The organism is Allobosea sp. 10L422 (genome assembly GCF_056395345.1).
This window is the reverse complement of the sequence record NZ_JBFTJI010000002.1, coordinates 208,442-220,415: the sequence shown is the minus strand read 5'-3', so window position 1 is coordinate 220,415 and position 11,974 is coordinate 208,442. Positions and strand designations below refer to the sequence as shown.

At 66.9% G+C, this 11,974-nt stretch carries 13 protein-coding genes; 4 read left to right on the top strand and 9 right to left on the bottom strand.

The features are described 5' to 3' along the window. Positions 1-10 precede the first annotated feature (10 nt). The 3 genes from AC1DEZ_RS05415 to AC1DEZ_RS05405 form a co-directional block, all read right to left on the bottom strand. On the bottom strand, positions 11-1,144 hold the full coding sequence (locus tag AC1DEZ_RS05415) for a PQQ-dependent sugar dehydrogenase (RefSeq protein WP_476779347.1): 1,134 nt from the start codon (positions 1,142-1,144) through the stop codon (positions 11-13). Between the two features lie 56 nt (positions 1,145-1,200). Next, positions 1,201-2,505, bottom strand: coding sequence for an NAD(P)H-dependent oxidoreductase (locus AC1DEZ_RS05410; RefSeq protein ID WP_476778935.1), 1,305 nt, complete (start codon positions 2,503-2,505; stop codon positions 1,201-1,203). Between the two features lie 110 nt (positions 2,506-2,615). Then, complete coding sequence (locus AC1DEZ_RS05405) at positions 2,616-3,590, bottom strand: Bug family tripartite tricarboxylate transporter substrate binding protein (RefSeq protein ID WP_476778934.1); 975 nt, start codon at positions 3,588-3,590, stop codon at positions 2,616-2,618. A 326-nt stretch (positions 3,591-3,916) separates the two neighbouring features. On the opposite strand from AC1DEZ_RS05405, the gene AC1DEZ_RS05400 reads away from it, so the two are divergent. Beyond that, positions 3,917-4,594 carry a hypothetical protein gene (locus AC1DEZ_RS05400; RefSeq protein WP_476778933.1) on the top strand — a complete coding sequence of 226 codons (678 nt, stop codon included), beginning with the start codon at positions 3,917-3,919 and terminating at the stop codon, positions 4,592-4,594. A gap of 34 nt (positions 4,595-4,628) precedes the next feature. Here AC1DEZ_RS05400 and AC1DEZ_RS05395 read toward each other — a convergent pair whose 3' ends face one another. Then, positions 4,629-5,114, bottom strand: a complete 486-nt coding sequence (locus AC1DEZ_RS05395; protein ID WP_476778932.1) for a YaiI/YqxD family protein — start codon at positions 5,112-5,114, stop codon at positions 4,629-4,631. Positions 5,115-5,277: 163 nt separating this feature from the next. On the opposite strand from AC1DEZ_RS05395, the gene AC1DEZ_RS05390 reads away from it, so the two are divergent. Together AC1DEZ_RS05390 and AC1DEZ_RS05385 are read left to right on the top strand one after the other, a co-directional pair. Next, positions 5,278-6,480, top strand: coding sequence for a pyridoxal phosphate-dependent aminotransferase (locus tag AC1DEZ_RS05390; RefSeq protein ID WP_441469799.1), 1,203 nt, complete (start codon positions 5,278-5,280; stop codon positions 6,478-6,480). A 5-nt stretch (positions 6,481-6,485) separates the two neighbouring features. Further along, positions 6,486-6,908, top strand: a complete 423-nt coding sequence (locus AC1DEZ_RS05385) for a rhodanese-like domain-containing protein (protein ID WP_476778931.1) — start codon at positions 6,486-6,488, stop codon at positions 6,906-6,908. 114 nt (positions 6,909-7,022) lie between these two features. Here the strand turns inward: AC1DEZ_RS05385 and trmD are convergent, their stop codons facing one another. From trmD to ffh, 5 genes are all read right to left on the bottom strand, one after another. Beyond that, positions 7,023-7,718, bottom strand: coding sequence for a tRNA (guanosine(37)-N1)-methyltransferase TrmD (trmD, locus tag AC1DEZ_RS05380; RefSeq protein ID WP_476778930.1), 696 nt, complete (start codon positions 7,716-7,718; stop codon positions 7,023-7,025). Between the two features lie 4 nt (positions 7,719-7,722). Continuing rightward, a complete protein-coding gene (locus tag AC1DEZ_RS05375) occupies positions 7,723-8,394 on the bottom strand; it encodes an HAD family hydrolase (protein ID WP_476778929.1) in 672 nt (223 codons plus the stop codon). Beyond that, entirely contained in the window at positions 8,381-8,902 is a 522-nt protein-coding gene (gene rimM / locus AC1DEZ_RS05370; RefSeq protein WP_476778928.1) for a ribosome maturation factor RimM, read from the bottom strand. The genes AC1DEZ_RS05375 and rimM overlap by 14 nt, the downstream gene beginning before the upstream one ends. Positions 8,903-9,001: 99 nt before the next feature. After that, the gene (gene rpsP / locus AC1DEZ_RS05365; RefSeq protein ID WP_441512070.1) at positions 9,002-9,370 is read right to left on the bottom strand and encodes a 30S ribosomal protein S16; all 369 of its coding nucleotides are present in this window, start codon (positions 9,368-9,370) and stop codon (positions 9,002-9,004) included. Between the two features lie 49 nt (positions 9,371-9,419). Beyond that, positions 9,420-10,994 carry a signal recognition particle protein gene (ffh, locus tag AC1DEZ_RS05360; protein WP_476778927.1) on the bottom strand — a complete coding sequence of 525 codons (1,575 nt, stop codon included), beginning with the start codon at positions 10,992-10,994 and terminating at the stop codon, positions 9,420-9,422. 378 nt (positions 10,995-11,372) lie between these two features. On the opposite strand from ffh, the gene AC1DEZ_RS05355 reads away from it, so the two are divergent. Next, positions 11,373-11,954 carry a CAP domain-containing protein gene (locus AC1DEZ_RS05355; RefSeq protein WP_476778926.1) on the top strand — a complete coding sequence of 194 codons (582 nt, stop codon included), beginning with the start codon at positions 11,373-11,375 and terminating at the stop codon, positions 11,952-11,954. Positions 11,955-11,974 lie beyond the last annotated feature (20 nt).

Here is an 11,974-nt window from a genome sequence, read left to right as displayed (position 1 = left end):
TGTGCGGCCATCATTTGGCCGGCCGCACCCGCAGGATCTTGCCGTTGTCCTCGTCCGTGAGCAGGTAGAGGAAGCCGTCCGGCCCCTGGACGACGTCGCGGATACGCTCGCCGATCGTGGTGAGCAGCCGCTCCTCGCCCGTCACCGTCTCGCCCTGAGTCGAGAGCCGGACCAGCATCTGGCCGGCAAGCGCCCCGACGAAGAGCGAGTTCTTCCAGGCCGGCCAGACCGGGCCGGTATAGAAGGCGGCGCCCGAAGGTGCGATCGACGGATCCCAGTAGAACAGCGGCTGCTCCATCCCCGGCTTCGCGGTGCCTTCGCCGATCTTAGCGCCGGAATAATCGACGCCGTAGGTGATGACCGGCCAGCCATAATTCAGCCCGGCCTTGGGCGTGTTGATCTCGTCGCCGCCGCGCGCGCCGTGCTCGGCCGTCCAGAGCTGGCCCGTGTCGGGGTGCAGCGCCGCGCCCTGGACGTTGCGATGACCGATCGACCAGACCTCGGGCGCCCAGCCCTGCTTCTTTGGGTTGTCGGTCGGCACGCCGCCGTCTGGGCGGATACGGATGGTCTTGCCGAGATGATTGGCCGGGTTCTGCGCCTGGTCGCGCTGGCTGTAGCGCTCCCCGACCGTGACGAAGAGCGCCCCCGTCCTGTCGAAGACGAGGCGGGAGCCGAAATGCATGTTGGAGCTGATCGTGGGCATCTGCCGGAAGATCACCTCGACATTGGTCAGCGCCGTGCCCTGCTCGTTGAGGCGCCCGCGCCCGACGCTGGTGCCGTTGCCGCCCGAACGCGGCTCCGCGAACGAGAAGTAGACGAGCCGGTTCTGCGCGAAGGCCGGATCGAGCGCCAGGCCGAGCAAACCTCCCTGCCCTCGCGCCATCACGCTGGGGACGCCGGTGATCGGGCGGGACAGCTTGCCATCCGCATCGACGATCCTCAGCCGCCCGGGGCGCTCGCTGACGAGCATGCGCCCATCCGGTAGGAAGGCGAGACCCCAGGGATGCTCCAGCCCGGTGGCGACAGTCTCGACCGCGAGTTCGCCCGCGCTGGAGGGGAAACGCTGCTGGGCATCAGCAACGTCCGTAATGAGTGCCGCCAGCATTGCTGCTGCGAACACTCTTCCCACCAATACGAGCCGCATCGCCATCTCCCTTTCCATCTTCCGAGCCTGTCAGAAATAGAAGGGAACGCCGCCGATCACCAAGCCGTTGCGACGAGCTCACGGCGAAGTGAGACGATCGGCTGGCTGTCGTCGAGCGTGACATCCGCCTCCGTCACCGCCTGGCCGGCTGCGACATCCCGCTTGAGCTTGACGCCATGGGCGAGGCCGATCGGCAGCGCCTCGCAAGCGCGGCTCGCGGCCGCCGGCATCAGCCGTCCATAGACGGTGTAGCCGCCCTCGCCGTCCAGCATCTCGCCAGCCTTGAGCGCCCTCTTGGCGACAGCGACCGCATCGCCGCGCCAGCCGCGAGTCGTACCGGTCGGTTCGGCCCTGAGTGCCGCATTCAGCACCGAGATCGGCAATTCCAGGCCGATGAGGTGAAAGGGCTTGTACATCGCCGCATAGCGGCCGGTCGCGTCTGTCGGCAGGCCATACTGCTTGAAGCAGGCAGCGGCATAATCGTTCGGCGCCTTCAGCACGACATAGACGCCCCAGCGCAGGTCGCGGAAGACCGGCCGCCCGTCGCGCTCCAGCGAAGAGACGACCTCGACCATGCCGTCGCGTTCGAGCTGCCCGCCGACGCCGCGCGGGCGCAGCACATGGGCGAGGTCGTCGACGCCGCAGGGCGGAAAGGCAAGGCCCGCCTCCGGCACGTCGAGATCGCAAGCATTGGCGATCGCCGCCATCTCGATGGCCGACTTGGTGCCGTCGAGGAAGGAATTGAACATCTGCGGGTTCATGCCGCCGGCCTTCGCCGCCTCCGGCGTCAGCCCGTAATGCGTCCAGACATCGTCGGGCGTGACGTTGTGATAGGCCGGCAGGTATTTGGTGCCCTTGCCGGCAGCCGCGACGGTGAAGCCGGTCGCCCGCGCCCAGTCGACCATCTCGCAGACCAGCGCCGGCTGGTCGCCATAGGCCATGGAACAGACGACGCCAGCCTCCTGGGCGCGTTTGGCCAGCACGGGCCCGACCAGCACGTCGGCCTCGACATTGACCATGACGACATGGCGCCCGGCCTCGATCGCGGCCAGGGCGTGCCGGGCACCGGCCGCCGGATGCCCGGTCGCTTCCAGCACCACCTCGACGCCATCGGCGCGGGCAGCCTGAACGCCGTCATCGACGAAGCGCGTCCGCGCGATCCGCGCCTCATCCCAACCGACATTGCGGCAGGCCACCTTGGCGCGTTCGGGGTCTAGGTCGGCAATGACCGCGACTTCGAGCCCTTCGATATGCGGCACCTGCGACAGGAACATCGAGCCGAACTTGCCGGCGCCTATCAGCGCCGCGCGCACGGGCTTCCCTGCCTCGCGGCGGGCGGCGAGCTTGGGCATCAGATTCATGATTTCACTCCGTCCGGAGCGCCGTCATGCTCGGGCTCGACCCGAGCATCTCTCCAACGAGATTCTCGGGTCTGCGCTCCGCTCCGCCCGGGAATGACGCTTCAGGCAGGTTATTCCGGCTTCACGCCGGCATCGGCGATGATCTGCTTCCAGGTCGCGATCTCCTGGGCATGGTAGGGCTTGAACGCGGCGGGATCGCGCACTTTGAGCGTGAAGCCGAGCTTCAGGATGGCCTCGCGCGTCTCGGGCTTGTTCAGCGAGGCGAGCACTGCCTTGGAGAGCGTGCCGAGCACCGCGTCCGGCGTGTTCACGGGGGCGAAGAACGCCGCCCAGGAATCGGCGTCGGCATTGGTCACGCCCTGCTCGCGCAGCGTCGGGATGTCCTTGGCGCGCGGATTGCGCTCCGGGCTGGCGAGCGCGAGCGCGCGCAGGGCGCCGCCATTGATCTGCTCGAGCACGCTCGGCAGCGTCGAGTTGGCGATGTCGATGCGGCCGGCGACGATCTCCTGCACCAGCGGCGCGGCACCCCGGAAGGGCACATGCGTCATCTTGATGCCGGTGCGCTGCATGAACAGCTCCATGGCGAGATGTGAGCCGGAGCCGACGCCGGTCGAGCCGTAATTCAGCTTGCCCGGATCGGCCTTGGCSAGCGCGATCAGCTCCTGGATGTTCTTGGCCGGCAGGTCGTTGCGAACGACGAAGGCATGCTCGAAGGCGCCGACGCCGGCGAGCGGCGCGAAGTCCTTCACCGCGTCGTAGCCGGGCTCCTTCAGCAGGAACATGTTGTTGCCATGCGTCTGGTTGTTGCCGAAGACGATGGTGTAGCCGTCGGGGGCAGCATGGGCGACGGCGCGGGTGCCGACCGCGCCGGAGGCGCCGGCCCGGTTGTCGACGATGACGTTTTGGCCGAAGGCGGTCGACAGATCCTGTGCGACGAAGCGCGCGATGGCGTCGGTCGGCCCACCCGCCGGATAGGGCACGACCAGGGTGACCACTTTGCTGGGGAAGCTCTGGGCCTGGACGATCGACGGAGCGAAGACGGCGCCGGCCATCAGGCCGAGCGTGGAACGGCGGGTCAACGACATGAGCTTCCTCCGGAGCGCCCGGTTTGGATACGGGCCTTGGTTGCGGCGAGAATTAGGGTGAAACCCCGCCGAGGTCCAGCGCGGCAGGGAATACCGGGATGACATCCCGCCCTGCGCTCGGCGCGCTGTAGCGCGGCTGGCCCCTCGGGTAAGCGTAACGCGGCGGCCGATTCGGGCCGCAGGCGTGGGGGCGTTTTCTGTCTATGGCTAAATCGTTGTTGAGGATGGCCGCGAAGCTTGTCGCGGCCATTTGTGTTTTACCCGGCGTTGCCGCCGCACAGGATGCGGAAGAGCTCTCGAAGAGGCTCCAAAATCCGGTTTCACCCATGATCAGCCTGCCCTTGCAGGGCAATTTCGAGTTCCGCGGAGGGGCCAAGAACGATGGTTTTTCCTCGACGACGAATATCCAGCCCGTCGTCCCGGTTCATCTGAACCAGGACTGGAACCTGATCATCCGGACGATCCTGCCGGTCATCCAGCGCGAGCGCTATGGCGCGGCCGACGCGGTCGGGGTCGGCGACATCACCCAGAGCTTCTTCCTCACGCCGACCTCACCCAAGAACGGCGTGATATGGGCGCTGGGCCCGGTCTTTCTCTGGCCCAGCGCCTCGAGCGACAAGCTGGGCTCCGGCAAATGGGGCGCAGGGCCCACCGCGCTCCTGCTGGTGCAGGAAGGGGCGTGGACCGTTGGCGGCCTGGCAAACCACATCTGGTCCTATGCCGGGCCGGATGGTCGCAGCGACGTCAGCACGACCTTGCTGCAGCCATTCCTGTCTTACAGCTTCGGGCAAGGGTTCAGCGTCGGTCTCAACACCGAGACGAACTATGATTGGGTCAACCGCAAATGGACCGTCCCGATCAATGTCAGCGCCTCGCAGGTCTTCAATGTCGGCAAACAGGCGATGAGCGCCAGCATCGGCCTTAAATACTATGCCGTCAGGCCCGATGACGCCCCGCGCTGGGGAGTGCGTGCCGTGCTGACGTTCCTGTTCCCGGAGCGCTGAGACGGGCGCAGGTCAAGGCCTGCGGTCCACATGTCTATCGACTGGCCTGGAAGCCGGCACGCCTGAGGCGCTGGATCGCGAGGTCGAGCGCCTGCAGGAAGGCAGAGCGGTCCTTCGGCGAAAACGGCTTCGGCCCGCCGGTGGCTGCGCCCATCGCGCGCAGATCCTCCATCATGTCGCGCGTCGCCAGCGCCATGCCGATCGAGGCTTCGGTGAAGGGCTTGCCGGTCGGTCCGATCACGTCGGCGCCGGCCTTTATGCAGCGATCCGCCAGTGGAATGTCGGCCGTGACGACGATCGCGCCGCGCCCGACGCGCTCTGCGATCCAGTCATCGGCGGCGTCGAAGCCTCCGGAGACCGTGACGCGCTCGAGCCAGGGCTCGCGCGGCACGTTGATGAAGCTGTTGGCGACGACGAAGACCTTGACGCGATGGCGCTCGGCGACGCGATAGATCTCCGGCTTCACCGGGCAGGCGTCGGCATCGACATAGATCGCAATGGTTGCGGCAGCGCTCGTCATGCCCCGCCTTCGCATGCGGTGACCGCAAGGGCAAACCGCCTCGAATTCATGACGCTTCTGCAAAACATCAAGCAGTTGCGCTTGCGATCATTGCCGCCGAGTCATACACCACGCGCGCGCCTGCTCCGGCGCTCAACCTCCCGCTCCCTCGGAGATCAGTCCCATGGCCTTTCTTGCCGATGCCCTGAAGCGCGTGAAGCCCTCAGCGACCATCACGATCACGCAGAAGGCCCGTGACCTGAAAGCCCAGGGCAAGGACGTGATCTCGCTCTCGGTCGGCGAGCCCGATTTCGACACGCCGGATAATATCAAGGAAGCCGCCATCGCCGCGATCCGGCGCGGCGAAACCAAGTACACCCCGGTCTCCGGCATCCCGCAGCTGCGCGAAGCCGTCGCCCGCAAGTTCAAGCGCGAGAACGGCCTCGACTACAAGGCGAGCCAGACCATCGTCTCGACCGGCGGCAAGCACGTCATCTACAATGCGCTGCTCGCCACGCTGAACCCCGGCGACGAGGTCATCTGCGTCTCGCCCTACTGGGTCAGCTACCCCGAGATGGTCGCGCTCTGCGGCGGCACGGCGACCTTCGCCGAGACCTATCTCAAGAACGACTTCAAGCTGCAGCCTGAAGACCTCGAGAAGGCCATCACCCCCAAGACCAAGTGGGTGATCCTGAACTCGCCGTCGAACCCGTCGGGCGCGGCCTACAGCCATGCCGAGATGAAGAAGCTCACGGATGTGCTGATGCGCCATCCGCATGTCTGGATCCTGACCGACGACATGTACGAGCACCTCGTCTATGGCGACTTCCAGTTCGTCACCCCGGCGCAGGTCGAGCCCGCCCTCTACGAGCGCACGCTGACCATGAACGGCGTCTCGAAGTCCTATGCCATGACCGGCTGGCGCATCGGCTACGCCGCCGGCCCGCAGCATCTGATCAACGCCATGGACCTGGTCCAGGGCCAGCAGACCTCCGGCACCTCGGCGATCTCGCAATGGGCCGCGGTCGAGGCGCTCGACGGCACGCAGGAGCACATCCCGGTCTTCAAGAAGGCCTTCGAACGCCGGCGCGATCTCGTSGTCTCCATGCTGAACCAGACSCGCGGCCTGAAATGCCCGGTGCCGGAAGGCGCGTTCTACGTCTACCCCGACTGCTCGGCCCTGATCGGCAAGACCCTGCCGAACGGCAAGAAGATCGAGACCGACGAAGACCTCGTCATGGGCCTGCTCGAGACGGAAGCCGTCGCGGCCGTGCACGGCTCGTCCTTCGGCCTCGGCCCGAACTTCCGCATCTCCTACGCCACCTCGGACGAGAAGCTGGAAGAGGCCTGCCGCCGCATCCAGCGCTTCTGCGCCGAGCTGCGCTGAGCGTCATGCGCAAGGGCGCCGCGACGCGCCGAATTTTTCTGGCCGGGAGCCTCGTGCTCCCGGCCTCTTTCGTTTTCGGTCAGGACGCGAACACGCTCTCTTCGCGCGAAGCCTTTGAAGCCGCTCAGGCAAAACGGATCCTGCTGATCGATATCCGCAGCGCGGAGGAGTGGGCCGATACCGGCCTGCCGCAGGGCGCGCGGCCATTCGATGCCGATGCGCCGGCCTTCGAGGTCCGTCTCGCCGGGCTTCGCCTCGACAATCCCGGTAAGCGCATCGTGCTGATCGACCGCACCGGCGCACAGGCCGTGGCCATTGCGCAGAAGCTGGCCGGACGCGGCTGGCGCGATCTCGCGGCGGTGCGTGGGGGGGTGCTCGGACCGGGCGGCTGGCTGGCCGAAAAGCTGCCGGTGGCGGCGTTTCCATAACAGGCAGCCGTCATGCTCGGGCTTGACCCGAGCATTTCATGCCGAAAAAGGCGTCCCTTCCGAAAGGGATTCTCGGGTCTGCGCTGCGCTTCGCCCGGGAATGACGGCAAGAGCTTAGCCCTCGCCATGCCTCTTCATCAGATCGGGCCGACGCTCCCGCGTGATCTTTTCCGCCTGCTCGCGTCGCCATTTCGCGATGCGGGCATGGTCGCCCGAGAGAAGCGCATCGGGCAGGCCCCTGCCCTCCCATTCGCGCGGCCGCGTATAATGCGGATATTCGAGCAACCCGTTCTCGAAGCTCTCATCCTCGCCGGAGGCCACCTTGCCCATCACGCCGGGGATCAGGCGGACGCAGGCGTCGAGCAAGGTCAGCGCCGCCATCTCGCCGCCGGAGAGGATGTAGTCGCCGATCGAGACCTCGATCAGGTTGCGCCCCTCGATCACGCGCTCGTCGACGCCTTCGAAGCGCCCGCAGACGATGACGAGTCCCGGTCCTTCCGCCCAGTCGCGCACCCGGCGCTGCTGGAGCGGTCGGCCCCGCGGCGACATCAGCAGGCGCGGGCGCGCGTCATCCGCCGACACCGCCGCATCGATCGCTGCCGCCAGCACGTCGCAGCGCAACACCATGCCGGCGCCGCCGCCGGCCGGGTTGTCGTCGACATTGCGATGGCGGCCGATGCCGTGGTCGCGGATCTGGTGCGTGTCGAGCGACCACAGCCCCTTGCGCAGCCCTTCGCCTGCCAGCGAAATGCCGAGCGGCCCGGGGAACATCTCCGGATAGAGCGTCAGGATCGAGGCGCGGAAGGGCATGCCTTCAAGCAAAGCGCAGCGCCGGGAGCCCGTCCAGCGCCGTGAAATCGCGCGCCGATGCGATCAGATTGTCATAAGCGGCAAAGCCACTCGCATCCAGCATCGTCAAGAGCGCAACGGCCCGCATGCCGGCGCGCCGCGCCGCCTCGACACCGAGCGGCGCATCCTCGAAGACGATGCAGTCGGCCGGCGCGACCTTCATCCGCTCCGCGGCGGCCAGGAACATGTCCGGATGCGGCTTGCCGCGGAAACCCTGGCTCGGCGAAACGATGGTGGCGAAGCGCTGGCGCAGGCCGAGCGTATCGAGCACGACCTCGATGTTCGCCGGCGGAGCGGCTGTCGCCACCGCCATCGGGATGCCCGCTGCTTCGGCCCGCATGATCAATTCGAGGAAGCCGGCATTCGCCGCGACATGCGGCAGATAGGCTTCCCGATAAAGGGCTTCCTTGGCATCGCTCATGGCATCGAGCTCGGCCACGGCCGCCTGCGGGAAATAGGAGGAAATGATCTCATTGCCGGCCATGCCGGCAGTCCGCGCCGCAAAGGTATTGCGGTCGAACGGCAATTGGTTGCTGACGTGCCAGCTTTCCCAGGCGTCGTCATGGAAGCGCATATTGTCGACGATGGTGCCATCCATGTCGAAGATCAGCGCGCGGGCGGGCCTATTGTTTGTCATCGTCGGGCTCGAACAATCCCAGCGGCGGCTCGGCATCGATCCGGCGCGCGGCGATGTCGATGCGTGGCGCGAAGGCCTTGGTGAAGGGCATCAGGACGGAGCGTCCATCCGGCGTCTCGATGTCGAGCAGATCGCCCGCACCAAAGTTCTCAACCGAGGTGATGGTGCCGAGCAGGATGCTGTCCGGCCCGACCACGCTGCAACCGATCAGATCGGCCTGCAGGAACTCGTCCTCGTCCTCGCCTGCCGACAGCTTGTCGCGCGCAACGAACAGCTCGACGCCGTTCAGATCCTCGGCCGCCTCGCGCGTCGCAACGCCCTTCAGGCGAGCGACGACCACTTCCTTGGCGGGGCGGATATCGGTGATCTCGAAGCTGCGGCCCTTGCCGTCGGAGAGCGGGCCGTACTCGGCGATCGCGAGCGGATCGCCGGTAAAGGTCTTGATTCTGACCTCGCCGCGCACGCCATGCGGCGCGCCGACGATTCCGAGCAGGATAAGCTCGGCCATATCAGCACGCCACGCCCGGGCAGCGCCCGAGCGTCCCTCGCGAGAGGTCCCCGGGCCGAAGCTGCGCTTCGCCCGAGACCGACGTGCCGACGGTCAAGCTCACGCCTCGGCTGCTGCTTCGGCAGCCGGAGCAGCGGCCTTCTCGGCCTTCTTCTCGGCGCGCTCCTTGGCCTTCTCGCCCGGAACGGCCTTGTTCGGGTTGTTGCGGGCGGGGCGCTTGACGAGGCCGGCAGCGTCGAGGAAGCGCAGCACGCGATCGGTCGGCTGGGCGCCCTTGGCGAGCCAGGACTGGACCTTCTCGGTGTCGAGCACGACGCGCTCGGCGGAGTCCTTCGGCTTCATCGGGTCATAGGAGCCGACCTTGTCGATGAAGCGGCCATCCCGCGGCGAGCGGGCGTCGGCGACGACGATGCGGTAGTAGGGGCGCTTCTTGGCGCCGCCGCGGGTCAGGCGGATCTTGAGGGACATGGTCTTCTTCCTTTGGTTTGAAGTTTGAAGTCGTGTGTAACGTTGAAAGCTACTTCTTCTTGCCGAACGGGTTGCCGCCCAGCCCTGGCAGGCCGCCGCCGCCGAGGCCCGTCAGTTTCGGCATCATGCCCGCCGGCGGGGTGACGCCCTTCGGCAATCCGGGGAAACCGCCCGGCGGCATCGACGGCAGGCCGCCGCCCGCGCCGAGCTGCTTCTGCAATTCGGCGAGCTGGGCCGGGTCCATCTTGGAGGGATCGGGCATGCCGGCGGGCAATCCGCCGCCGAGCCCGAACATGCTGCCGAGCTTACCGAGCATGCCGCCCTTCTGCTTGCTCATCGCCTTCATGGCGTCGGCCATGCCGCGATGCATCTTGAGCAGCTTGTTGATCGACTCCGCCGAAGTGCCGGAACCGGCCGCGATGCGTTTCTTGCGGCTGTTCTTGAGCAGATCGGGATTCTTGCGTTCGGCCGGCGTCATCGAATCGATCGCGGCGATCATGCGCTTGAACATCTTGTCGCCGACGCCGGCGTTGGCGAGCTGGGACTGAGCCTGCTTCATACCGGGCAGCATGCCCATCACGCCGCCGATGCCGCCCATCTTCTCCATCTGCTGGAGCTGGGCGCGCATGTCGGAGAGGTCGAACTGACCCTTCGCCATGCGCTGCGCGGTCGCCTGCGCCTGTTCGGCATCGATGGTCTCGGCCGCGCGCTCGACGAGGCTGACGATGTCGCCCATGCCGAGGATGCGGTTGGCGACGCGCGAGGGATGGAAGTCCTCGAGTTCGCTGACCTTCTCGCCGGTGCCGACGAGCTTGATCGGCTTGCCGGTGACGGCGCGCATCGAGAGCGCCGCGCCGCCGCGCGAATCGCCGTCCATACGGGTCAGGACGATGCCGGTGAGACCGACGCGAGCGTCAAAGGCGCGCGCCGTGTTGACCGCATCCTGACCTGTCAGCGCGTCGGCGACGAGCAGAACCTCATGCGGGCTGGTCGCGGCCTTAACCTGTGCGACCTCTTCCATCAGCGTATCGTCGAGCGTGACGCGGCCGGCCGTGTCGAGCATGACGACGTCGTAGCCACCAAGACGAGCCGCCTCGATCGCGCGCCGGGCGATCTGCACGGCCGACTGGCCGGCGACGATCGGCAGCGTCTGCACGCCGACCTGCTGGCCGAGCACGGCGAGCTGTTCCATGGCGGCCGGGCGTCGCGTGTCGAGCGACGCCATCAAGACCTTCTTCTTGTTGCGCTCGGTCAGGCGCTTGGCGATCTTCGCCGTCGAGGTGGTCTTGCCCGAACCCTGCAGACCGACCATCAGGATCGGCACCGGCGGCACGGCATCGAGGGTGATGACCGCGCCCTCGCCGCCCAGCGTATCGATCAGAACGTCGTTGACGATCTTGATGACCTGCTGGCCGGGCGTGACCGACTTCAGCACCTCGGCGCCGACTGCGCGCTCGCGCACCTTGTCCGTGAAGCTGCGAACGACCTCGAGCGCGACGTCGGCCTCGAGCAGCGCGCGGCGAACCTCGCGCAGCGCGGCGTTGACGTCCTCTTCGGTCAGCGCGCCCCGGCGGGTCAGCCCCGAAAGGATGCCTGAGAGTCTGTCGCTGAGCGTGCCGAACATGCGGACCTGCCTGCTTGCCTCAAGGAACCGCCAGCACCAGAACCTTCCGCCAAACGGTTTCGCGCCCGAGGGCGCAATCGCGCTGTCGGACGTTGACCTCCGGGCTCATGAAAGCGCTTGGCGCGGCCCGGTCGGCGGATGTGGTTTCGGCGATGTCGGCGAAACGAATGCGGTCTTAAAGCGGAAGAATGCGGCGAAAGTCAAGGTTGGGATTGGTTTTGCCTCGGATACGCGTGTCTTTGTGGCGCTGGCCTCCATCGCCGCAGGAAGCAGGTCTGCCAGCTTTTTGCCCGGGAGTGCAGGGAATCGCGAGCCTCGGCCGCAGAATGGCCCTGATCTGGCCGCATCGCTGCCGCCCCTGATTCGACAGCGATGCCCATGAAGATTGCGACCGCCCTGCCTTTGCTGGCCCTCACCCTCTTCCTTGCCGCCTGTGCCGGCGACCCGCGGCGCGAGGGTCCGCTCGATTCCCGCATGGTCGAGAAGCTCAGTGCCGTTTCGCTCGATCCGGCGCAGGCCGGACGCATCCTCAACGCGTATCGCGCCAGCAACGGCCTCGGCCCGGTCCGGCCTGATCCGCGGCTGATGGCGATGGCACAGCGCCAGGCCGATGCGATGGTTGCCGCCAACGCGCTCTCGCACGACGCGGGCGGCAACTTCACCGCCCGCATCCATGCTGCGGGCATCGATAGCGCGCGGGCGGCGGAAAACCTCGGCGGCGGCTATTTCTCGGTCGAGGAGGCTTTCGACGGCTGGCGCAAGTCCCCCGGCCACGATGCCAATCTGCGGATGAAGGAAGCGACCCGCTACGGCATCGCGCTGTCCAAGGACCCGCGTACGAGCTACCGGGCCTGGTGGGTGCTGGTCGTCGCGGCCGACCCGGAGGTTCGCCGCGAGATCGGCGCCGCAGGAACGGGACAGACGGTCTGGTTCGGCAACAATCCCCAGCCGATCCGCTGACCCCTTTACAAACACCCGCT